Here is a 23,096-nt window from a genome sequence, read left to right as displayed (position 1 = left end):
CCGACAGGCACTAGAGGTACGCCGTGATCACCGTCACCGAGACGAGCGCACCGGCGGCGTCGCGGCCGAGCCACACCGGCCACGTCCCGTCGCCGCCCGTGCAGAACGCCACCAGGTCGCTTCCGGTCGTCTCGTCGACGGCACGCAGGTGGCCCTCGCCGATGGACTCGCAGGAGACGTCGTCCTGCTCCTCGTAGTGGCGACGGACCTTCCCGGACAGCGTCTCCCAGGCGCCGGCGTCCGCGAAGCCGCCGGTCGCCGTGTCGGTGCCGAAGCCGTAGGCGTGGCCGTCGAGGAGCAGCCGGGGGTCCTCGCCCTCGCCCAGCGCCAACTCCCAGCTGACGGCGGGCTTTTCGCGTATGACGAGGCGCACGGCCGGCTCCTCGGTGACCGGGAACCGTTCCCCGCCGTACTCGCCCTCGCCGACGACCACGGCGGTCTCCAGCGCGTACGCGCCGGGGGGTATGCGCTCGACGAGTTCCCTGGGCTCCCTCGCGAGCGGGTCGCAGACGGCCAGGCGCCCGGTCGGGACCCGCAGCATGGCGATGTGCCGCGGTTCGGCCGTCACCATCTCCTCCCAGGGCTCCACGGGGAAGGGAGTGCCGGGCCGGAACAGGTCGTCGAACGGCACGTCCATGCGCAGGGGCTTCGGAGGGCGCCACAACGACGCGGGCTCTTCGCCGCCGGCGCCGCCGGCCGCGGCGTCCCCCGGTCCGGGCTCCTCCGCCGGCCGGGGCGTACCGGAGGCCCGAACGCCGAACCCGGCCCGGTCGAACCACCGTTGCTCCTCCGGCACATCGGCCGCGGTGTGGGACGAACCGCCGCTTCGGCCGCGTTCCTCCACCACCTGCCTGCCGCTGCGGCCGGGGACGAGCTCCAGCGTGAGCCGCCACGCGTCGGGCGCCAGATCCGGCTGCTCCGGTGAGGCGTACCGCCGCTCCACGTACCGCCGCAGGAACAGCCGGTCGTCCTCCAGCAGCCGCAGGTCGACCTCGTGGGTGCGCCGGCCCGACTCGTCGTGGACCCACCGCCCGACGAAGAGGTCACGCCACGCGACGAGGTGCACCTCCGCGGGGACCGCGCGCCCCGGGACCCGGTGCAGCACCACGTACGGGTCACCGGCGGTGTCCCGCTCCGCCGCCTCCGCCCGCGTCAGCGGTCGGAAGGCCCGGCGGGCGTCGGCGTCCCAGCCCTCGGCGTAGGAAACCGTCACCAAGTCCTCGTCCACGGCCCGCCCCTTCCGACCGGTCCCCGTCACCCGCGGGCGAACCGCACAGGTGTCGATCACATTTCGGACAGCGTAATCCCCGCCTGTGACAACGGCCTTGCCGCGCGCTTCGTGGGCACCGCCGGCGCGGTACGATCGCGCATGGCGTGATGGAAGTCAGCGCCTGTGCAGCACCGTGCGGATCGGGTCCGCGTGCCCCCGCCGGTCCGGCCGCGCGTGCGAGCACTGCCCCGCCGGGTGCGCCCGCTCTCGGGACCTCCAGAGTGCGTCCTTCCGACAGTGCGTGACCGGCCGGCGTCGACCCGCACTGCCCGCACGAGCCCCGCCGGTCCGTCGTTGACCGGTGCGCAGGCTTCTCTCCTGGAGACGACGTGAAGATCCTTCCCGAGATTTCCCGCACCCTCAGCGAGTACCTCCTCATCCCCGGCCTGACCACGGAAGACTGCACGCCGGACACGGTGGATCTCGGGGCGCCGCTGGTGCGTCACCGGGTCGGTGAGGAGCCGCGGATCAAGGTCGCCACCCCCATGGTGAGCGCCATCATGCAGGCGGTGTCGTCGCCGGGGCTGGCGGTGGCGCTCGCGCAGGTCGGCGGGCTGTCGTTCATCCACCAGAACCAGCAGATCGAGGACCAGGCCGCGGACGTGCTGGCGGTGAAGCGCCACAAGGCCGGCTTCCGGACCGGCGACGTCACCGTCGCGCCGAACACGCCGCTCGGGGAGGTCGCCCGGCTGCTCGCCGACACGGAGCAGGGCGTCGCCGTGGTGACGGAGGACGGGGAGGCGGACGGCGGGTTCCTGGGCATCATCAGCCTCGACGACTTCCACCTGGAGCGGCACGGGGCCGACGAGCCCGCCGCCCACCGGATGCGCGGCCGGGACGTACTGGTCACCGCGCCGGCCTCGGTCTCGCTCTCCGAGGCGAACGAGCTGATCTGGCAGCACCACTTGGACGTCCTGCCGGTGGTCGAGGGCGACCGGCTCGTCTCCCTGGTCCTCAAGCGGGACTACCAGGCCCACAAGACGTACCACCGCGCGAGCGTGGACGGCGAGAAGCGCCTGCGGGTGGGCGCCGGCATCAACTCCCGTGACTTCAAGGACCGCATCCCCGCCCTGGTGGAGGCCGGTGCGGACGTGCTGTGCCTGGACTCCTCCGACGGCTACTCCGTCTACCAGGCGAGGACCCTGGAATTCGCCCGGGAGACGTACGGAGGGGACGTCTTCGTCGGCGCGGGCAACGTCGTCGACGGCCGTGCCTTCCGCTATCTCGCCGACGCGGGCGCGGCGTTCGTGAAGGTCGGGATCGGAGGCGGTGCCATCTGCACCACCCGGGAGCAGAAGGGGATCGGCCGCGGGCAGGCCTCCGCACTGCTGGACGTGGTCCAGGAGCGCGACGCCTACGCCGCGGAGACCGGGGTGCACGTCCCGCTGTGCTGCGACGGGGGCCTGCTCAACGACTCGCACATGGCGATGGCGCTGGCGATGGGGGCGGACTTCATCATGCTCGGCCGCTACTTCGCCCGGCTCGACGAGAGCCCGTCGCGGAAGCTGCAGATCGGCGGCCAGTGGTACAAGGAGTACTGGGGCGAGGGCTCGCGGCGGGCGCAGAACGCGGCCCGCTACGGGCAGCGCGGGCAGATGGCCTTCGAGGAGGGCGTCGACGGCTACGTGCCCTACGCCGGCAGCCTGTACGACAACGTGGAGCGGACCCGGGCCAAGATCACCTCGACGATGATCAGTTGCGGGTCGGTCAACCTCCGTGACTTCCACCGCGACGCGGTGCTCGTCCCGGTGTCCGCGGAGTCCTTCAAGCAGACCGGGGCCGAGGTGCAGTTGCGCCGGCCCACCGTCGCCTCGGGAGAGTGATCCGGCGGGGCCGGGCGGGGTTCCGGTGCCGTGCGGCACCCCGCCCGGCCCCCGAAGCGGGGGGCGGGCGAGGGCTGGCCTGAAGCTCTGAACGGTGCTTCACTTGTTGGCATGGCCTACCGGAAGACGCCCGCGGTGCAGGACCGCCTGGCCGCCGCCAGGGAGCACCTGGTGGCGCGGGCCACGGCCGTCGTCGCCGAGGTGGGCTGGGCGAACGCGTCCGTCACGGCGGTGGCGGCCGCGGCCGGCATGTCGGTGGGCACCGTGTACCAGCACTTCCCCTCCAAGGGCGCGCTCGCGGTCGAGGTGTTCCGCCGGGCCTCGGGCCGTGAGGTCGAGGTGCTCGGGGAGGTGCTGCGCGACGGCGGCGGCGATCCGGTGCGGCGGCTGACCCTAGGCGTCACCGTCTTCGCCCGTCGCGCGATGGAGAACCGGGGGCTGGCCCACGCCCTGCTCGCGGCCCCCGCGGAACCCGCGGTCGGCGCGGAGCGGCTGGACTTCCGGCGCCGCTACCGTGCCGTATTCGCCGAGGTGGTCCGCGAGGGGATCGCCGCCGGACTGCTGCCCGCCCAGGACCCCGAGGTCACCGCGGCCGCGCTGACCGGGGCCATCGGCGAGGTCCTGGTGGACCCGCTGTCCGTCCCCGCCGACGACGTCGCCGCCGACCACCTCGTCACCGAGCTGGTGGCGGTGTCCCTGCGCTGCGCGGGCGCCGCGCCCGCCGTCCGCATCCCCACGACCACGAAGGGCCCGACGCCATGACCGCGAGCGCAGATGCCGCGCCCCGCAGCGACCCCGCCGGTCGCACGCACGAGGTGACCAACCAGGCCCCGCCGCTGGTCGGCCACGACGTCGCCGAAGACGCCGTGCTGCTGGAGGGCCTGCGCCGCGAGGGCGCCGGATGGTACGCAGACGACCTGCACCGCCTCGGGCGGCTGGCCGGTTCCGAGCAGGTGCAGCGCTGGGCGGAGGAGGCCAACCGCTACGAGCCGGTGCTGCGCACCCACGACCGGTACGGCAACCGTGTCGACGAGGTGGACTTCCACCCCTCCTACCACGCGCTCATGGAGGTCGCCCTCACCGAGGGCCTCGCCGGAGCGCCCTGGGCCGACGAGCGGCCCGGCGCGCACGTGGCCCGCGCGGCCGGCTTCATGGTGTGGAGCACCGCGGAGGCCGGCCACGGCTGCCCGGTGTCCATGACCTACGCCGTCGTCCCGGCGCTGCGCGCCGCACCCGACCTGGCGGCGGTGTACGAGCCGCTGCTCACCAGCCGCGTCTACGACCCGGGGCTGCGCGCGCCCGCCGGCAAGCGCGGGCTGCTCGCCGGCATGGGGATGACCGAGAAGCAGGGCGGCACCGATGTGCGGGCCAACACCACCACCGCCACCGAGCGGCCGGACGGCACCTGGCGGCTGCGCGGGCACAAGTGGTTCACCAGCGCGCCCATGAACGACCTGTTCCTCGTGCTGGCCCAGGCCCCCGCGGGGCTGTCCTGCTTCCTGGTGCCCCGGGTCCTGCCGGACGGCAGCCGCAACACCTTCCGCATCCAGCGGCTGAAGGACAAGCTCGGCAACCGCAGCAACGCCAGCAGCGAGCCGGAGTTCGACGACACCGTGGCCTGGCTGGTCGGTGCCGAGGGCCAAGGGGTGCGGACCATCATCGAGATGGTCACCATGACCCGGCTGGACTGCATCCTCGGCTCCGCCTCCGGCACCCGCGCCGCACTCGCCCAGGCGGCCCACCACGTCCGGCACCGCTCGGTGTTCGGGGCGCGGCTGATCGACCAGCCCCTGATGCGCAACGTCATCGCCGACCTCGCCCTGGAGTCCGAGGCCGCCACCACCCTCGCGCTGCGCGTCGCCGGAGCCGTCGACCGGGCCCGGGGTGGGGACGAAGGGGAGCGGGCGTTCCTGCGCCTGGCCACCGCCGTCGGCAAGTACTGGGTGTGCAAGCGGCAGCCCGCCGCTGTCGCGGAGGCCCTGGAGTGCCTGGGCGGCAACGGCTACGACGAGGCGTCCGGCATGCCCCGGCTCTACCGCGAGGCTCCCCTGAACGGCATCTGGGAGGGCTCCGGCAACGTCAACGCCCTGGACGTGCTGCGCGCCCTCGCCCGTGAGCCGGAGTCGCTGGAGGCCTTCCGCGCCGAGGTGGAGGCCGCCACGGGCGGCGACGCCCGCTTGGACGACGCCTGGCGCCGGGTACGCGGCGAGCTGGTGCTCACCGAGGACGCCCCGCTGCGCGCCCGCCGCCTGGTCGAGCGCCTGGCGCTGGTCCTGCAGGGCTCGCTGCTCGTCCGCCACGCGCCGCCCGCCGTCGCGGACGCCTTCTGCGCCTCCCGCCTGGCCGGCGACCGGGGCCTGGCCTTCGGCACCCTCCCCGCGGGGACCGACCTGGCCGCGGTCATCGAACGCGCGCCCGGCGCGGCGGGCTGAACGGGCCGGGCGTCCGCGGCCGCCCACGGCGGCCCGCGGCGGCCGCGGAGCCGTGCGGGTCAGGCCGTGCCGCTGATGCTCTCGGCCTCGATCACGAACAGCACACGTACCTGGTCACGGCCGCCGTACCAGGGGTAGGGCGCGCCGGTGTACTTGTGCGCGAGCTTCTCGATGTGGTCCTCCGCGCCCTCCGTGACCACCTCGCGCACCCGCCCGCGGACCTGGAAGTAGCGGGAGGGGTCCTCCGGATCGGAGACGGCGACGGCCACCCGCGGGTCCCGTGCGATGTTCCGCGTCTTCACGTGGCCGCGCACACTGTTGACGAGCACGTGCTCGCCGTCGGTGTCGACCCACGTCTGGGTCAGTTGCGGCGAGCCGTCCGGCATGGTGGTCGCCAGGAAGCACAGGCTCGGGCGGTGCAGGAGGTCGAGCAGGTCGGCGGGCAGTTTCATGATCGTCCCTCGGTCGGCTGGGCGCAGCCTACGCCCCTCGCCGACGGGCCCGGCGACCGGTGTCCGGCGCGAGAAAACCCGGCCCGGGGGTCACGATGGGTGCGACGGGCGCTACGCGCCGCAACCCCTCACACAGCGGACGGGCAATGAACTCCATGCGCGTGGCCCAGGTCTCCGAACCGGGCGGAGAATTCGAGATCGTCGAGCGCGAGTTGCCGGAGCCCGCGCCCGGCCACGTCCGTATCGCGGTGGAGGCCTCGGGCGTCTGCCGCAGCGACGCCGGCTTCGTGCACAACGCCTTCCCCCACATCACCTTCCCCCTGGTGGTGGGCCACGAGGTCGCCGGACGCATCGACGCCCTCGGTGAGGGCGTGCGGCACTGGACGGTGGGCGATCGCGTGGGGGTCGGCTGGTTCGGCGGTCACTGCGGGCACTGCCGGCCCTGCCGCGAGGGCGACTTCGTCGACTGCCGGAACCTCCAGGTGCCCGGCTGGGCGTACGAGGGCGGCTACGCCACCCACATGGTCGCCCCCGTCAACGCGCTGGCGCACGTCCCCGACGCGCTGACCGCGGTCGACGCTGCTCCGCTCGGCTGCGCGGGCGTCACCACGTACAACGCCCTCAGGAAGAGCTCCGCCCGGCCCGGTGACCTCGTCGCGGTGATCGGCATCGGCGGTCTCGGGCACCTGGCGGTGCAGTACGCGGCCAAGTCCGGCTACGAGACGGTCGCCGTCGCGCGCGGCGAGGACAAGCGGGAGCTGGCACGGCAACTCGGCGCCCACCACTACGTCGACAGCTCGGCGAGCGACATCGTCAAGGAGCTGCAGGCACTCGGCGGGGCCAAGGTCGTGCTCGCCACCGCCTCCAATTCGCAGGCCATGGCGGCGGGCGTCGAGGGGCTCCGGACCCGGGGCGAACTGATCGTGGTCGGCATCGCCCCCGACCCCATGCCGATCACGCCGGCGCAGCTGATCCTGACCTCCCGCACCGTCGTCGGCCACCCGTCGGGGACCTCGCGCGACGTCGAGCACACCATGGACTTCAGCGCGCTCGCCGGGATCCGCCCGATGACCGAGACGGTGCCGCTGGAGGAGGTCAACGAGGCCTTCGCCCGCATGATGTCCGGCGCCGCGCGCTTCCGCATGGTGCTCGTCCCCTGAGCCGTGCCGGCGCCGCCGGCCGGGGTCCGGTTGCCCCCGGCCGCCGTCTGCCCGCCCTGACCGGCGGCGAGGGCGCCCTGGAGTACGCCTTCGACCACTACCGGGAGGTCCGCGGCGAACCCCCGGTGCCGCCCGGGTACCGGCGCGGCTGAGCGGTCCGGGGCACCACGCGCGGCCTCCGCGTTGTGGTGCCCCGGGCCATGTCGCGGGCGTCGCGGCGCTCCTACCGTCCGGCGCATGACCTCACTCAGAGCCGCATTCCAACGGGGCCGCCCGCGTGCCGCCCTGCTCGCCGTCCTCGTGGCGCTCCTCGCCGCGCTCGTCCCCGTCCGACCCGCCCACGCCGCCGGGACGATCGAGGAGGTGACCGGCTTCGGCGGCAACCCGGGCGGGCTGCGGATGTACCGCTACGTCCCCGCCGGGCTGCCGCAGGGCAGGCCCGTCGTCGTCGCCCTCCACGGCTGCACCCAGAACGCCCAGGGATACGGCACCCAGAGCGGCTGGACCGCGCTGGCGGACCGCTGGGGCTTCTCCGTGGTGCTGCCCGGGCAGACCGCGGCCAACAACCTCAGCCAGTGCTTCAACTGGTTCCAGACCGGCGACATCGCGCGCGGCCAGGGCGAGGCCGCCTCCATCCGGCAGATGACCGCCCGCCAGGTCGCCGACACCGGTGCCGATCCGTCGCGGGTGTACGTCACCGGGCTCTCCGCGGGCGGCGCCATGACCGCGGTGATGATGGCGGCCTACCCCGACGTCTACGCCGCGGGCGGCGTGGTCGCCGGCCTGCCGTACGGCTGCGCGCAGGCGGCGGGCTCGCCGTACGTGTGCATGTACGTCGGCGCGACCCAGACGCCCGGGCAGTGGGGCGACCGGGTCGCCGCCGCCTTCCCCGGGTACACGGGTCCGTGGCCGCGGCTGACCGTCTTCCAGGGCACCGCCGACTACACGGTCAAGCCCGTCAACATGGACGACCTCGTACGGCAGTGGACGGACGTGCACGGCACCGACCAGACCGCCGACGCCTCCGACACCGTCGCGGGCTTCCCGCACCGGACGTACAGGGACGCCTCCGGCGCCGCGGTCGTCGAGACGTACAGCATCACGGGCATGGGCCACGGCCAGCCCGTCGACCCGGGCAGCGGGGCGGCCCAGTGCGGCACGGCCGCGGCCTACATGCTGGACGTCAACCTGTGCGCGGCGTACCGGCTCGGGACGGGCTGGGGCCTGGGCTGAGTCCGGCGCGGCGGCGCCGGCCGGTACCCGGGCGGCGCCGGGCAGCGGTGGTGACGGGGCGCACGCCGGCCCCGCCCCGTCACTCCGCGGCCATCGCCGCCAGGCGGGTCACGGTGTTCCAGTTGCGGGCGGTGGCCGTCAGCCCCAGGTGCTTCTCCCACAGCGCGTGGGAGAGCCGGGTCTTCTGCACCCCGCCGGGGCAGTGCACGTAGATCTCGCGCTCGCCCGGGCGGAACTCGTCGGGCGCGAAGCCGGCCGGGTCCAGGCCGGCGATCCGGTCGGGCTCGACCGGCCCCGACAGGAAGGTGACCAGGAAGCGCGCGGGGTCGACGCCCGTCATGTCGAAGGGGTTGCGCTCGACGACCCCCGCGAGTCCGGCCGCCTCACGGACGAGGCACGGTACCTTCCGCCCGTCGAACGCGGCGGCGATCCCCGCCTCCAGCGCCTCCGCGAGCTTCCCGGGATCGTCCCGCTCGTGTTCGAACAGGGCGTTGCCGCTCCGCAGATGGGTGCGCACGGACGTGCCGCCGATCTCCTCCAGCAGCCGGCGCAGGTCCTGCATCGGGAGCATGGTCGTCGGCCCGACGTTGATCCCGCGCAGGAGCGCCACGTATCCGGTCACCCCGCCACATTAACCGTCGCCTCGCCGGGCTTACCCACTTTCGGAGGACCGCCGGCCCGGCGGAACGGTTCGGCACCGCGCGCCGCCGCTACGTTCGCGTCCATGAGCACGAAGCGTGACCGGCCGGTCGTCACCGAACTGCGGCTCTCCGCCTTCAAGTCGCACCGCGGCGCGAGCTTCCCGCTCGGGCCGCTCACCCTGCTGGCGGGAGCGAGCGGCACCGGCAAGTCCAGTGTCCTGGAGGGGCTGGGGCTGCTCGGCCGGCTGGCCGCCGGCGAGGAACTGTCCATGGCGTTCGAGGGCGTACGCGGGGGAGTGGCGGCCTGCGTGCCCCACGCGGCCAAGCCCGACGCGGAGGGCCGCCGAGGCTTCCGCATCGGCTGCACGGTCGACGGCGCGATCGGTCCCGTCGTACTCGACGTGGCCGTGCAGACCGAACCGGAACTGCGCATCGTCGGCGAGCGGTTGACCGGCGGCGGGGAGACCCTGCTCGCCACCGCGCTGCGCGACCCGGGACGGCGTACGGTCCAGGCGGCCTGGCACACGGCCGGGCTCGTCCCGGTGACCCGGGCCCCGCTTCCCGACGACCGGCTGGCCACCTCCCTGCTGCCGCTGCGCGTGGCGGGCACCACGGAAGGGCAGCGGCTGGTCCTCGCCGCCGCCGAGCAGGTGGTGCTCGCACTGCGCGGGGTGTTCCCCGTCGACCCCCGTCCGCACACGATGCGGGAGCCGGCGCGCGTCGCGGACGGCCTGCTGCGCGGCAGCTGCGACAACCTCTCGGCGGTGCTGCGGCGCACCCAGGGCGAGTGCCGTACGCGGCACGCGGCGCTGGTCGGTGCGCTGCGGGCGGTGTGCAGCCCGCCCGTCGAGGGCCTGACGGTGATCCCCGCCGGAGAGCCGGGGACGGGGGCCTACGCGGAGTCCGTGGTGGCGGCCGTCGACCGGGGGCCGCTGGGGCTCGTGCCGGTGGACCGGCTCGGCGACGGGGAGTTGCGCTTCCTCGCGCTGGCGCTGGTGCTGCTGACCGGTCCCGGCGTGCTGGAGGTGGACACCAGCGGGGAGGTGCCGGACGCCGTGCAGGTCCTCACCGTGCTCGCGGACGGCCTCGACACCGGCCTGGACCGGGCGCAGTCGCGGCAGTTGCTGGCGCTGGCCGCGCTGGTCGCCGAACGCGGCCACATCAGGCTGCTCGGCACGGTGCACGATTCCGCCGTCGCCGACGGCGCGGAGGGGCTGACCCTGCTGCGCCTGGGGAGCGCCGCGGCCGACCGGGAACGGGTGCCGGCGCAGGGCACCGGCCCGGAGGCGCCGGCCCCTGTGGCCCCGCCGGCCGGGCAGACCCCGCCGCAGCACGCGGCGGCGATGGGGTAGACCTGCGGGTGTGACCGAGGATCTGCACGCGCTGCAGCGCAGGCTGGCCGCCTTCGCGGCCGCACGCCGCTGGGAGCCGTACCACACGCCCAAGAACCTGGCCGTGGCCCTGAGCGTCGAGGCGTCCGAGCTGCTGGAGATCTTCCAGTGGCTCACGCCCGAACAGGCGGCCGGGGTCATGGAGGACCCCGACAGTGCGCACCGGGTGCGGGACGAGGTGGCGGACGTGCTCGCCTACCTGCTGCAGTTCTGCGAAGTGCTCGGTGTGGACGTGCTCGAGGCCCTGTCCGCGAAGATCGACCGCAACGAGCTGCGCTTCCCGCTGCCGGGCGCCGGGGACTGACCCCCCCCGCACGCCGGCGGGCCGAGGGCCGTCGCGCAGGCCTCCGCACGCGGTTCACACGGACAGGTGACCGCGTTGTCCACAGGCGGGAACCGGCCACTTCCCCATCGCGTCACGATCGGTCACTCTGAGTGAGGAACGATCGACGGGGCGAAGACGGGGCGGAGGTGCGTCGTGATGGACGCGGTACGGCTGATCCGGGCCACGCGGGAGGCGCTGAGGGGCGGCGGGACCGAACGTGAGCTGATGGCGGAGGCCTGGCAGGTGCAGGCGCTGACGGAGGCCATCGGCAGCCATCTCGCGCTCCACGGGGCGCCCGAGCTGCGCACACCCGGCTTCTCCGTCTGCGAGGCGGGCGGCCGGGCGTGCGGCGCCACGGGACCTCCGGGGGTGCCGTCCGGGCCGCTGCGCGCGTCCCTGCTCACCGGAGTGCGCGAACCGGCCGGGACCTTGCGTGAGCTGCGCGAACTGCTGTCGGAGCTGGGCATGGCCCTGGTCTCGGTGGCCTGCACCGCCGAGAGCGAGACGGAGTACTGGCAGTGCATCGAGGCGGTCGACGCCGCCGACGAGTCCAAGGACCGGGTGGGTGTGCTCCTGCGCGCGGTCGAGGCACGGCAGCGGGAGGGCGCATGAGGACCAAGCCGACGCAACGGAAGCGGAGTTGGCGGATTGCCGCCGCCCCGGGCCCGCGAGGGGGCCACACAGGGCGGCTTGCCGGTCGATCCGGAGCCGGGAGGTGCAGGATGGAGTCATGGATCTTCGAATCTTCACCGAGCCCCAGCAGGGGGCCTCGTACGACACTCTGCTCTCCGTCGCCAAGGCGACCGAGGAGCTCGGGTTTGACGCCTTCTTCCGCTCCGACCACTACCTCAAGATGGGCGACGTCGACGGTGTGCCGGGGCCGACCGACGCGTGGATCACCCTGGCCGGCCTCGCCCGCGAGACCAAGCGGATCCGGCTCGGCACCCTGATGACGGCGGCCACCTTCCGGCTGCCCGGTGTGCTCGCCATCCAGGTCGCGCAGGTGGACCAGATGTCGGGCGGCCGCGTCGAGCTGGGCCTGGGCGCCGGGTGGTACGCGGAGGAGCACGCCGCCTACGGCATCCCCTTCCCGAAGGAGAAGTTCGCCAGGTTCGAGGAGCAGCTCGCCATCGTCACCGGGCTGTGGGGCACCCCGGTGGGGGAGACCTTCGACTTCAAGGGCACGCACTACACGGTCGAGAACTCCCCGGCCCTGCCCAAGCCCGCCCAGGCGAAGGTCCCCGTCCTCATCGGCGGCAGCGGAGCCAGGCGTACCCCGCGGCTCGCCGCCCGCTACGCGGACGAGTTCAACCTGCCGTTCGGCTCGCTGGAGGACACCGCCACGCAGTTCGCCCGCGTGCGGGAGGCCGCCGAGGAGCACGGCCGGGGCAAGGACGAGATCGTCTACTCCAACGCCCTCATCGCGTGCGTCGGCAAGGACGACGCCGAGGTCGCCCGCAGGGCCGCGGCCATCGGCCGTGAGGTCGACGAGCTCAAGGCCAACGGCCTCGCGGGTTCTCCCGCCGAGGTCGTCGACAAGATCGGCCGCTACGGCGAGCTCGGCGCCACCCGTTTCTACCTGCAGATCCTGGACCTGAGCGACCTCGGGCACCTGGAACTGATCGCCTCCCAGGTCCAGTCGCAGCTCGGCTGAGCCCGGCACACCACACGAGGAGCACCCGCGATGCCCGCACCCGCCCGGCCCCTGGCACAGGCCCTCGCCGAGGGCACCGTCGTCCTCGACGGCGGGCTGTCCAACCAGCTCGCCGACCAGGGCTGCGACCTGGGCGACGCGCTCTGGTCCGCACGGCTGCTCGCCGACGCGCCGGAGCAGATCGAGGCGGCCCACACCGCCTACCTGCGCGCGGGCGCGCGGGTGCTCATCACCGCCAGTTACCAGGCCACCTACGAGGGCTTCGCCGCGCGCGGCATCGGACGGGAGGAGGCGACCGCCCTGCTGCGGCGCAGCGTCGCCCTCGCCCGCTCCGCCGCCCGCGACCGAGACGACGTGTGGGTGGCGGCCTCCGTCGGACCGTACGGCGCGATGCTCGCGGACGGCAGCGAGTACCGGGGCCGCTACGGGCTGGGCGTCGCGGAACTGGAGCGCTTCCACCGGCCCAGGATCGAGACGCTGGCCGGTGCCGGCCCGGACGTCCTCGCGCTGGAGACCGTGCCGGACACCGACGAGGCGGAGGCGATGCTGAGGATCGTCGAGGGCCTCGGGGTGCCGGTCTGGCTGAGCTACACCGTCGCGGGCGGGGGGACCCGGGCCGGGCAGCCGCTGGAGGAGGCCTTCCGGATCGCGGCGGACACGGAGGCGGTGATCGCCGTCGGCGTGAACTGCTGCGACCCGGCGGACGCCGCCCGCGCCGTGGAGACGGCGGCGGCGACCGTGGACCTGCCCGTGGTCGTCTACCCCAACAGCGGTGAGGCCTGGGACGAACGGGCCCGCGCCTGGCGCGGCGGTCCGGCCTTCGACCCGGCCCTGGCCTCCGGGTGGCAACGGGCCGGTGCCCGGCTCATCGGGGGATGCTGCCGGGTCGGTCCCGCGCAGATATCCGCCCTCGCCCGCTCGCTCGCCGCGGGGCCGGGGAAATCCGCTGTTCGGGGCGGTGGCGGTCAGGCGATACTCAGGCGGTGTTCCTGACGATAACGACCACCGGCAGTGGCGGCGTGCCCGCCACGGACCTCGGCTTCCTGCTGCACAAGCATCCGGACAAGGCCCAGGTCTTCTCGACCTCCTACGGCGACGCCCACGTCTTCTACCCCCTGGCGTCCGAGCAACGGTGCACCGCAGCGCTGCTGCTGGAGGTGGATCCGGTGGCGCTGGTCCGGCGCGGCAAGGGCAAGGGCCGGGGCGGAGCTCCCGACTCGGCGCTCGGCCAGTACGTCAACGACCGGCCGTACGCCGCCTCCTCACTGCTGGCGGTCGCCCTCCGTACGGTGTTCGCCAGCGCCCTGAGGGGCGTCTGCGACGCGCGTCCCGAGCGTGCGGCGCAGCCCCTGCCGCTGCGGATCGAGATCCCCGCCGTGCCCGCGCGCGGTGGCGCCGCGCTCGTCCACCGGCTCTTCGAGCCGCTGGGCTGGACGGTAGAGGCCGAACCGGTCGCGCTGGACGAGCAGTTCCCCGCCTGGGGCGACTCGCGCTACGTGCGGCTGGCCCTCGAGGGCGAGCTGCGGCTGTCCGCGGCCCTGCGGCACCTGTACGTGCTGCTCCCGGTCCTGGACGACGCCAAGCACTACTGGGTCTCGCCCGACGAGGTCGACAAGCTGCTGCGCATGGGCGACGGATGGCTCGCCGACCACCCGGAGCAGCGGCTGATCACCAGCCGTTACCTGGCCCGCCGCTGGTCGCTGACCCGGCAGGCCATGGAGCGGCTGGAGCTGGCCCGGCTCGCCGAGGCCGACGACAGCGAGGCCGAGGAACTGGACAACGCCGTCGACGAGGAGGTGGACACCGAGGAGAAGCCGCTGCCGCTGGCGGTGCAGCGCCGCGAGGCGATCCTGGCGGAGCTGCGCGGCGCCGGCGCCAACCGGGTCCTCGACCTCGGCTGCGGACAGGGCCAGCTGGTCGGCGCCCTGCTCAAGGACGTCCGCTTCACCGAGGTCCTCGGCGTCGACGTGTCGTCCCGAGCCCTGGGCGAGGCGGCGCGGCGGCTGCGGCTGGACCGCATGGGCGAGCGGCAGTCCTCCCGCGTCCGGCTGGTGCAGGGTTCCCTGACGTACACCGACGCCCGGCTCAAGGGCTGGGACGCCGCGGTGCTCAGCGAGGTCGTCGAGCACCTCGACCTGCCCCGGCTGCCCGCCCTGGAGTACGCCGTCTTCGGCTCGGCACGCCCCGCGACGGTGGTCGTGACCACGCCGAACGTCGAGTACAACGTGCGCTGGGAGACGCTGCCCGCCGGGCACGTGCGGCACGCGGACCACCGCTTCGAGTGGACCCGCGAGGAGTTCCGCTCGTGGGCCGGGCAGGTCGCCGGACGGCACGGCTACGACGTCCGCTTCGTCCCCGTCGGCCCCGACGACCCCGAGGTCGGCCCACCCACCCAGATGGCCGTCTTCACCCTGACCGCCACGGCCATGACATCCACCACGCCCACCACGACCACCACGACCACCACGTCCACCACCACGACCGCGAAGGAGGTCACGTCCGCATGACCGGCAAGCGCACCCTCCCGGTGACCGACCTGTCCCTCGTCGTCCTGGTCGGCACCACCGGCTCCGGCAAGTCGACGTTCGCCCGGCGCCACTTCAAGCCCACCGAGGTGATCTCCTCGGACTTCTGCCGCGGCCTCGTCAGCGACGACGAGAACGACCAGGCCGCCACCGGTGACGCCTTCGACGTGCTGCACTACATCGCGGGCAAGCGGCTCGCCGCCGGCCGGCTCACCGTCGTCGACGCCACCAGCGTGCAGCAGGAGAGCCGCCGCCAGTTGCTGCGGCTCGCCCGCGAGCACGACGTGCTGCCCATCGCGATCGTCCTCGACGTCCCCGAGCAGGTCTGCATCGAGCGGAACGCCTCCCGCCCCGACCGCGCGCACCTGCCCCGGCACGTCGTGCAGCGCCAGCAGCGCGAGCTGCGCCGCTCGCTGCGGCAGCTGGAGCGCGAGGGCTTCCGCAAGGTGCACATCCTGCGCGGCGCCGAGGAGGTCGACGCGGCCGAGGTCGTGCTGGAACGCCGCTACAACGACAAGCGCGAGCTCACCGGCCCGTTCGACATCATCGGCGACATCCACGGCTGCAGCTCCGAGCTGGAGACCCTGCTCGGCAAGCTGGGCTACGTCGACGGCGCGCACCCCGAGGGCCGCACCGCCGTCTTCGTCGGCGACCTCGTCGACCGCGGCCCCGACAGCCCCGGCGTGCTGCGCCGCGTCATGGCCATGGTCGCCTCCGGCGACGCCCTGTGCGTGCCCGGCAACCACGAGAACAAGCTGGGCCGCTGGCTCAGGGGCAAGCAGGTCCAGCACACCCACGGCCTCGCCGAGACCATCGAGCAGCTGGAGCAGGAGGACGAGAAGGACCCCGCCTTCCGGGAGCAGGTGCGCGAGTTCATCGGCGGACTCGTCAGCCACTACGTGCTCGACGGCGGCAAGCTGGTCGTCTGCCACGCCGGCCTGCCCGAGAAGTACCACGGCCGCACCTCCGGCCGGGTCCGCTCGCACGCCCTGTACGGCGACACCACCGGCGAGACCGACGAGTTCGGCCTGCCCGTGCGCTACCCGTGGGCCGAGGACTACCGCGGCCGCGCCGCCGTCGTCTACGGCCACACGCCGGTGCCGAGCACCTCGTGGATCAACAACACGATCTGCCTGGACACCGGCGCCGTCTTCGGCGGCCGGCTGACGGCACTGCGCTGGCCCGAGCGCGAGATCGTCGACGTGCCCGCCGAGCGGGTCTGGTACGAACCGGCCAAGCCGCTGGCGAGCGAGGCCCCCGGCGGCCACGACGGGCGGCCGCTCGACCTCGCCGACGTCAGCGGCCGCCGTGTCGTGGAGACCGTGCACCACGGCAGGGTCGCCGTCCGCGAGGAGAACGCGGCCGCCGCGCTGGAGGTGATGAGCCGCTTCGCGGTCGACCCGAGGCTGCTGATGTACCTGCCGCCGACGATGTCGCCGTGCGCGACCTCGCAGCTGGAGGGTTACCTGGAGCACCCGCACGAGGCGTTCGCCGCCTACCAGGCGGACGGCGTCGGCCAGGTGCTCTGCGAGGAGAAGCACATGGGCTCCCGGGCCGTGGCGCTGGTGTGCCGCGACGCGGAGGCCGCCGGCGAGCGTTTCGGGGTGACCGGCGGCGTGACGGGCTCCCTGCACACCCGCACGGGCCGTCCGTTCTTCGACGACCCGGCCGTCACCGAGCAGGTCCTGGAGCGGCTGCGGGCCTCCGTCACCGCCGCCGGGCTGTGGGAGGAGCTCGGCACGGACTGGCTGCTGCTCGACGCCGAGCTGATGCCCTGGTCGCTGAAGGCCTCCGGCCTGCTGCGCAAGCAGTACGCCGCGGTGGGCGCCGCCTCCGGCGCGGTCTTCCCCGGCGCGCTCGCCGCCCTGGAGTCCGCCGTCGCGCGGGGCACCGACGTGGCGGCCCTGCTGGAACGGCAGCGCGGGCGGTCCGCGGACGCGGCCGCCTTCACCGAGGCCTACCGGCGCTACTGCTGGACGACGGAGGGCCTGGACGGGGTCCGTCTGGCGCCCTTCCAGATCCTGGCCGCCCAGGGCCGCAGTCTCGCCGCGCTCCCGCACGACGAGCAGCTGGCGCTGATCGACCGTCTGGTGGCGAACGACCCGACGGGGCTGCTCCAGGAGACCCGCAGGCTGGTGGTCGACACCGGCGACGAGGAGTCGGTGGCGGCCGGCACGCGGTGGTGGCTGGAGATGACGGAGGCCGGCGGCGAGGGCATGGTCGTCAAGCCGCTCGGGGCGCTGGTGCGCACCGAGGACGGCAACCGGCTGGTCCAGCCCGGCGTGAAGTGCCGGGGCCGGGAGTACCTGCGGATCATCTACGGTCCCGAGTACACCCGGCCGGACCAGCTGGTCAGGCTCCGTTCCCGGGCCCTGGGCCACAAGCGCTCCCTCGCGCTGCGCGAGTACGCGCTGGGCCTGGAGGCGCTGGACCGGCTCGCCGGCGGCGAGCCCCTGTGGCGCGTCCACGAGGCGGTCTTCGCCGTCCTGGCCCTGGAGTCCGAGCCGGTGGACCCCCGCCTGTGACGGATGAGGGGCGGGCACCCGCGTGCCCGCCCCTCCCTGGCGGTAAACCCCTGCCAAGTGGGAATGTCTAGCTCCATGGCATTCCATGTGGACTCCGAGGCCGGGCGGCTGCACCGCGTCATCCTCCACCGCCCCGACCTGGAGCTGAAAAGGCTCACGCCGTCGAACAAGGACGCCCTGCTCTTCGACGACGTCCTGTGGGTGCGCCGGGCGCGCGCCGAGCACGACGGCTTCGCCGACGTGCTGCGCGACCGGGGCGTGGCCGTGCACCTCTTCGGTGACCTGCTGCGGGAGACGCTGGACCTGCCCGAGGCGCGGCGCATGGTGCTGGACCGGGTGTTCGACGAGAAGGAGTACGGCCCGGTGGTCACCGACCACCTGCGCGCCGCCTTCGACGAGCTGTCCGCGGCCGAGCTGACCGAGGCGCTGGTCGGCGGCATGACCAAGCGGGAGTTCCTGGGCCGGTTCGCCGAGCCCACCTCGGTCCGCTTCCACGTGATGGACCTGGACGACTTCCTGGTCGACCCGCTGCCCAACCACATCTTCACCCGGGACACCTCGGCCTGGGTCTACGACGGGGTCAGCATCAACGCGATGCGCTGGCCGGCCCGCTGGCACGAGACGATCCACTACGAGGCGATCTACCGCCACCACCCGCTCTTCGCGGGCGGCTCCTTCCACGTGTGGTCCGAGGGGCAGGCGGCCTACCCGTCCACCATCGAGGGCGGCGACGTCCTGGTGATCGGCAACGGCGCCGTCCTCATCGGCATGAGCGAGCGCACCACCCCGCAGGCCGTGGAGATGCTGGCCCAGCGGCTGTTCAACGCGGGCTCGGCGACCACGATCGTGGCCCTGGACATGCCCAAGCGCCGTGCCTTCATGCACCTGGACACCGTGATGACCATGGTCGACGGCGACACCTTCACCAAGTACGCGGGCCTGGGGATGCTGCGCTCGTACACCATCGAGCCCGGCGCGGGTGAGCGTGACCTCAAGGTCACCGACCACCCGCCGGAGCACATGCACCGGGCGATCGCCGCGGCCCTCGGCCTGGACGACATCCGCGTGCTCACCGCGACGCAGGACGTCCACTCCGCCGAGCGTGAGCAGTGGGACGACGGCTGCAACGTCCTCGCCCTGGAGCCGGGCGTCGTCCTGGCCTACGAGCGCAACGTCACCACCAACACCTTCCTGCGCAAGCGCGGCATCGAGGTCATAGAGATCCCCGGGAGCGAGCTGGGGCGCGGCCGCGGCGGCCCGCGCTGCATGAGCTGCCCCATCGAGCGGGACCCTGTCTGACGGACGGACGGGGGGCCGGCGGACGGAGGGGGCCGGGACGGGGACGGACGGCCGGGACCGGGGGGCGCTGGGGCCTGTATAAGGATGCGTCGATTCGTATAGACTTCCATGGTCCCGGCGCACTCATGTTCGGCACCCGGCCGACCCCGACCTAGGAGCCCCCATGGCCATCGACCTCACGGGCCGCCACTTCCTCAAGGAGCTGGACTTCGCCCCCGAGGAGTTCCGCGGGCTGGTGGAGCTGGCCGCCGAACTGAAGGCGGCCAAGAAGGCGGGCGCCGAGGTCCGGCGGCTCACGGGCCGGAACATCGCCCTGATCTTCGCCAAGACCTCCACCCGGACCCGGTGCGCCTTCGAGGTCGCCGCGGCCGACCAGGGCGCCTCCACCACCTACCTGGACCCGGCCGGCTCCCAGCTCGGCCACAAGGAGTCGGTGAAGGACACCGCCCGGGTGCTCGGCCGGATGTTCGACGGCATCGAGTACCGCGGAACGGGCCAGGAGGTCGTCGAGGAACTGGCCGCCCACGCCGGGGTGCCGGTGTGGAACGGCCTCACCGACCAGTGGCACCCGACCCAGATGCTCGCCGACGTGCTCACCATGGCCGAGCACTCCGCCGCCCCGCTGGAGGAGACCGCGTACGCCTACCTCGGCGACGCCCGCTCCAACATGGGCAACTCGCTGCTGGTCACCGGCGCCCTCCTCGGCATGGACGTACGCATCGTCGCCCCCGAGCAACTGTGGCCGGACGACTCCGTCGTCGCCGAGGCCCGGCGCCTGGCCGAGGCGAGCGGCGCCCGCGTCACCCTCACCGAGGACGTCACCGAGGGCGTCGCCGGCGCCCGGTTCGTCCACACCGACGTCTGGGTGTCGATGGGCGAGCCCGCCGAGGTCTGGGACGAGCGGATCGCGCTGCTGAAGCCGTACGCCGTGACCGCGGACGTGCTGCGGGCCACCGGCCTCGCCGACGCGAAGTTCATGCACTGCCTGCCCGCCTTCCACGACCTCGGCACGACCCTGGCCCGGGAGATCCACGAACGGCACGGGCTGACTTCGCTGGAGGTCACCGACGAGGTCTTCGAATCGGCGCGGTCCATCGTCTTCGACCAGGCCGAGAACCGGATGCACACCATCAAGGCCGTGCTCGTCGCCACGCTGGGAGGCGCGTGAGGCGCCGCACGTATCGCGCACTCGTGACGGCGGTCACGAAGGAGTGATAACTTCGCGGTGTTGGCAAGCCTGCCTCCCCCGTGAAGGAGGACGTGCCCCATGAGCCCCTACCGAGGCTCCGCAGGCCGTACCGAGGAATGGCGGCACCTGCGGGTCGAGCGCGCGGACGGCGTCGTCACCGTCACCCTCGACCGCCCCGACAAGCTCAACGCGCTCACCTTCGGCGCCTACGCCGACCTGCGCGACCTGCTCACCGAACTGCCGCACCACGGTGACACCCGCGTGCTGGTGCTCGCCGGGGCGGGCCGCGGCTTCTGCTCCGGCGGGGACGTCGACGAGATCATCGGCGCCACCCTCGCCATGGGCGCCGGTCAGCTCCTGGACTTCACGCGCATGACCGGACAGGTCGTCCGTGCCATCCGCGAGGCCCCCTTCCCCGTCGTCGCCGCGGTCCACGGCGTCGCGGCGGGCGCCGGCTCCGTCATCGCGCTCGCCTCCGACTTCCGGATCGTCGAGCGCTCGGCCCGCTTCGCCTTCCTCTTCACCAAGGTCGGCCTCGCCGGCGCCGACATGGGCGCCGCCTACCTGCTGCCGCGCATCGTCGGGCTCGGCCACGCCACCCGGCTGCTGATGCTCGGCGACACCCTGGGCGCCGAGGAGGCCGACCGCATCGGCCTCGTCAGCGAACTCGTCGGCGACGGCACGGCGGACGCGAGCGCCGCCGCCCTCGCCAAACGCCTGGCCGCAGGCCCCGCGCTGGCGTACGCGCAGACCAAGGCGCTGCTCACCGCGGAGCTCGACATGCCGCTCGCCGCCGCCGTGGAGATGGACGCCGCGACCCAGGCGCTCCTGATGACCAGCGAGGACTACGCCGAGTTCCACGCGGCGTTCACCGGGAAGCGCAGCCCCAACTGGAAGGGCCGGTAGCCGTGCGGGTGGCCATCATCGGCGGCGGCCCCGGCGGGCTCTACGCCGCCGCGCTGCTCAAGCGAATCGACCCGGAACGCGAGGTCACCGTCTGGGAGCGCGGCGCGCCCGAGGACACCTTCGGCTTCGGCGTCGTGCTCTCCGACGAGACGCTCGGCGGCATCGAGCACGCCGACCCGGTCGTCTTCCGCGCCCTGCAACGGGAGTTCACCCGCTGGGACGACATCGACGTGCACCACCGCGGGCGTGCCGTCACCTCCGGCGGCCACGGCTTCGCGGCGGTGGACCGGCGCACGCTGCTGGCGATCCTCCACGACCGCTGCCGCGACCTCGGCGTGCGCGTCCGCACCCGCGAACTCGCCCCGGCCGCCGAACGGCTGGCCCGCGACCACGACCTCGTCGTCGCCGCCGACGGCGCGGGCAGCGCCACCCGCGGCGCCCACGCCGCCGTCTTCCGGCCCATCCTCACCGGGCACCGCTGCCGCTACATCTGGCTCGCCACCGACCTCGCCCTGGACGCCTTCCGCTTCGAGATCGCCGAGACCGAACACGGCGTGATGCAGGCCCACGGCTACCCGTTCCGGCCGGACGGGAGCACGTTCATCGTCGAGATGCACGAGGACGTCTGGCGGCGCGCCGGCCTGGACCGGCTGGACGAGGCCGAGTCGATCGCCCGCTGCGAGAAGATCTTCGCCGACGCCCTGCACGGCCACAATCTGCGCGGCAACGGCTCCCGGTGGATCGCCTTCACCACCGTCGTCAACGAGCGCTGGCGCCACGGGAACATCGTGCTGCTCGGCGACGCGGCCCACACCGCGCACTTCTCCATCGGCTCCGGCACCAAGCTCGCCATGGAGGACGCCCTCGCCCTCGCCGCCTGCCTGCACGAACAGCCCGGCGTGCCCGAGGCGCTCGCCGCCTACGAGGCCGAGCGCAAGCCCGTGGTCGCCAGCACGCAGCGCGCCGCGCGGGCCAGCCTGGAGTGGTTCGAGCACCTGGAGCAGTACGCCGCCCAGCCGCCCCGGCAGTTCGCCTTCAACCTGCTCACCCGCAGCCGCCGGGTCACCCACGACAACCTTCGGCTGCGCGACGCGGACTTCACCGCCTCGGTGGAGCGGGAGTTCGGCACCGGTCCCGACACCCCGCCCATGTTCACCCCCTTCACCCTGCGCGGCCTGACGCTGCGCAACCGGGTCGTCGTCTCGCCGATGGACATGTACTCCGCCACCGACGGCACCCCCGGCGACTTCCACCTCGTCCACCTCGGCGCCCGCGCCCTCGGCGGCGCGGGCCTGGTCATGACCGAGATGGTCTGCGTCAGCCCGGAGGGCCGGATCACCCCCGGCTGTGCGGGACTGTGGAACGACGGGCACGAGGCCGCCTGGCGCCGTGTCGCCGACTTCGTGCACGCCCGGCCCGGCGCCGCACTCGGCCTCCAGCTCGGCCACAGCGGCCGCAAGGGCTCCACCCGGCTGATGTGGGAGGGCATCGACCAGCCGCTCCCCGAGGGCAACTGGCCGCTCGCGGCTCCCTCCCCGCTGCCGTACCACCCCCACGTCAGCCAGGTCCCGCACACCCTGGACACCGCCGGGCTCGCCGCGATCCGCGAGCAGTTCGCCGCCTCCGCCGCGCGCGGTGCCCGCGCCGGGTTCGACCTGCTGGAACTGCACTGCGCCCACGGCTACCTGCTGTCGTCCTTCCTCTCGCCGCTCACCAACCGGCGCACCGACGCCTACGGCCGCGACCTGGCCGGACGACTCCGCTTCCCGCTGGAGGTCTTCGACGCCGTCCGCGAGGTCTGGCCCGACGACCGCCCGATGACCGTCCGCATCTCCGCCACCGACTGGGCCGAGGGCGGCACGACCGCCGACGACGCGGTGGAGATCGCCAGGGCCTTCGCCGCCCGCGGCGCCGACGCCATCGACGTCTCCACCGGCCAGGTGGTCCCCGACGAGGCCCCCGACTTCGGCCGCTCCTACCAGACCCCCTACGCCGACCGGATCCGCAACGAACTCGGCGTGCCCGTCATCGCGGTCGGCGCCATCTCCTCCTGGGACGACGTCAACTCCCTGATCCTCGCCGGCCGCGCCGACCTGTGCGCGCTGGCCCGCCCCCACCTCTACGACCCCAACTGGACGCTGCACGCCGCGGCGGAACAGGGCTACTCCGGCCCCGGCGCCCCCTGGCCCCTCCCGTACCAGGCCGGCAGCCGCCGCCCGCCCACGGGCCGCACCGACGCACCCCGGCCCCGGCTCACGCTGGACGTGTGAG

Annotated in this window: 19 protein-coding genes; 16 read left to right on the top strand and 3 right to left on the bottom strand. The window is 73.7% G+C overall.

Features of this window, described 5'->3' with window-relative positions:
• Positions 1-10: 10 nt before the first annotated feature.
• Positions 11-1,228: a DUF4241 domain-containing protein gene (locus tag ACZ7MY_RS14170; protein ID WP_499601800.1), complete on the bottom strand. Its 1,218-nt coding sequence runs from the start codon at positions 1,226-1,228 to the stop codon at positions 11-13.
• Positions 1,229-1,599: 371 nt separating this feature from the next.
• On the opposite strand from ACZ7MY_RS14170, the gene ACZ7MY_RS14165 reads away from it, so the two are divergent.
• The 3 genes from ACZ7MY_RS14165 (at position 1,600) to ACZ7MY_RS14155 (ending at position 5,525) form a co-directional block, all read left to right on the top strand.
• On the top strand, positions 1,600-3,093 hold the full coding sequence (locus ACZ7MY_RS14165) for an IMP dehydrogenase (protein ID WP_499601799.1): 1,494 nt from the start codon (positions 1,600-1,602) through the stop codon (positions 3,091-3,093).
• Positions 3,094-3,204: 111 nt separating this feature from the next.
• Positions 3,205-3,855, top strand: coding sequence for a TetR/AcrR family transcriptional regulator (locus tag ACZ7MY_RS14160; RefSeq protein ID WP_499601798.1), 651 nt, complete (start codon positions 3,205-3,207; stop codon positions 3,853-3,855).
• Positions 3,852-5,525, top strand: coding sequence for an acyl-CoA dehydrogenase family protein (locus ACZ7MY_RS14155; protein WP_499601796.1), 1,674 nt, complete (start codon positions 3,852-3,854; stop codon positions 5,523-5,525). Before ACZ7MY_RS14160 ends, ACZ7MY_RS14155 begins: the two co-directional genes overlap by 4 nt.
• A gap of 59 nt (positions 5,526-5,584) precedes the next feature.
• On the opposite strand, the gene ACZ7MY_RS14150 is transcribed toward ACZ7MY_RS14155, so the two are convergent.
• Positions 5,585-5,977, bottom strand: a complete 393-nt coding sequence (locus tag ACZ7MY_RS14150) for a PPOX class F420-dependent oxidoreductase (RefSeq protein WP_499601795.1) — start codon at positions 5,975-5,977, stop codon at positions 5,585-5,587.
• 146 nt (positions 5,978-6,123) lie between these two features.
• Here ACZ7MY_RS14150 and ACZ7MY_RS14145 point away from each other — a divergent pair, with 146 nt between their 5' ends.
• Positions 6,124-7,137, top strand: a complete 1,014-nt coding sequence (locus ACZ7MY_RS14145; protein WP_499601793.1) for an alcohol dehydrogenase — start codon at positions 6,124-6,126, stop codon at positions 7,135-7,137.
• A 237-nt stretch (positions 7,138-7,374) separates the two neighbouring features.
• Positions 7,375-8,370: an extracellular catalytic domain type 1 short-chain-length polyhydroxyalkanoate depolymerase gene (locus tag ACZ7MY_RS14140; protein WP_499601792.1), complete on the top strand. Its 996-nt coding sequence runs from the start codon at positions 7,375-7,377 to the stop codon at positions 8,368-8,370.
• Positions 8,371-8,449: 79 nt separating this feature from the next.
• Here ACZ7MY_RS14140 and ACZ7MY_RS14135 read toward each other — a convergent pair whose 3' ends face one another.
• Entirely contained in the window at positions 8,450-8,992 is a 543-nt protein-coding gene (locus ACZ7MY_RS14135) for a DUF1697 domain-containing protein (RefSeq protein ID WP_499601791.1), read from the bottom strand.
• Positions 8,993-9,094: 102 nt separating this feature from the next.
• Here ACZ7MY_RS14135 and ACZ7MY_RS14130 point away from each other — a divergent pair, with 102 nt between their 5' ends.
• The 11 genes from ACZ7MY_RS14130 to ACZ7MY_RS14080 all read left to right on the top strand — a co-directional run bounded on the left by ACZ7MY_RS14130 (position 9,095) and on the right by ACZ7MY_RS14080 (position 23,095).
• Positions 9,095-10,363 (top strand): AAA family ATPase, encoded by a 1,269-nt coding sequence (locus tag ACZ7MY_RS14130; protein ID WP_499601789.1) that lies wholly within the window; start codon positions 9,095-9,097, stop codon positions 10,361-10,363.
• A 10-nt stretch (positions 10,364-10,373) separates the two neighbouring features.
• Positions 10,374-10,706 carry a nucleotide pyrophosphohydrolase gene (locus ACZ7MY_RS14125; protein WP_018563257.1) on the top strand — a complete coding sequence of 111 codons (333 nt, stop codon included), beginning with the start codon at positions 10,374-10,376 and terminating at the stop codon, positions 10,704-10,706.
• Positions 10,707-10,883: 177 nt separating this feature from the next.
• Positions 10,884-11,339: a DUF6099 family protein gene (locus ACZ7MY_RS14120; protein WP_499601788.1), complete on the top strand. Its 456-nt coding sequence runs from the start codon at positions 10,884-10,886 to the stop codon at positions 11,337-11,339.
• Between the two features lie 118 nt (positions 11,340-11,457).
• Complete coding sequence (locus ACZ7MY_RS14115; RefSeq protein ID WP_499601786.1) at positions 11,458-12,381, top strand: LLM class F420-dependent oxidoreductase; 924 nt, start codon at positions 11,458-11,460, stop codon at positions 12,379-12,381.
• Positions 12,382-12,411: 30 nt separating this feature from the next.
• Positions 12,412-13,374: a homocysteine S-methyltransferase gene (gene mmuM / locus ACZ7MY_RS14110; protein ID WP_499601785.1), complete on the top strand. Its 963-nt coding sequence runs from the start codon at positions 12,412-12,414 to the stop codon at positions 13,372-13,374.
• Positions 13,365-14,888, top strand: coding sequence for a 3' terminal RNA ribose 2'-O-methyltransferase Hen1 (locus ACZ7MY_RS14105; RefSeq protein ID WP_499601784.1), 1,524 nt, complete (start codon positions 13,365-13,367; stop codon positions 14,886-14,888). The genes mmuM and ACZ7MY_RS14105 overlap by 10 nt, the downstream gene beginning before the upstream one ends.
• Positions 14,885-17,431 carry a polynucleotide kinase-phosphatase gene (locus ACZ7MY_RS14100; protein WP_499601782.1) on the top strand — a complete coding sequence of 849 codons (2,547 nt, stop codon included), beginning with the start codon at positions 14,885-14,887 and terminating at the stop codon, positions 17,429-17,431. The genes ACZ7MY_RS14105 and ACZ7MY_RS14100 overlap by 4 nt, the downstream gene beginning before the upstream one ends.
• Before the next feature lie 75 nt (positions 17,432-17,506).
• Positions 17,507-18,730: an arginine deiminase gene (locus tag ACZ7MY_RS14095; protein WP_499601780.1), complete on the top strand. Its 1,224-nt coding sequence runs from the start codon at positions 17,507-17,509 to the stop codon at positions 18,728-18,730.
• A gap of 163 nt (positions 18,731-18,893) precedes the next feature.
• The gene (gene argF / locus ACZ7MY_RS14090) at positions 18,894-19,898 is read left to right on the top strand and encodes an ornithine carbamoyltransferase (RefSeq protein ID WP_499601779.1); all 1,005 of its coding nucleotides are present in this window, start codon (positions 18,894-18,896) and stop codon (positions 19,896-19,898) included.
• 99 nt (positions 19,899-19,997) lie between these two features.
• Positions 19,998-20,825: an enoyl-CoA hydratase family protein gene (locus tag ACZ7MY_RS14085; protein ID WP_499601778.1), complete on the top strand. Its 828-nt coding sequence runs from the start codon at positions 19,998-20,000 to the stop codon at positions 20,823-20,825.
• Positions 20,826-20,827: 2 nt separating this feature from the next.
• Complete coding sequence (locus ACZ7MY_RS14080; RefSeq protein ID WP_499601776.1) at positions 20,828-23,095, top strand: bifunctional salicylyl-CoA 5-hydroxylase/oxidoreductase; 2,268 nt, start codon at positions 20,828-20,830, stop codon at positions 23,093-23,095.
• Position 23,096 lies beyond the last annotated feature (1 nt).

It is taken from the genome of Streptomyces sp. NPDC111520 (genome assembly GCF_055635295.1).
The sequence above is the reverse complement of the archived record's forward strand: the minus strand, read 5'-3'. Positions and strand labels throughout refer to the sequence as shown.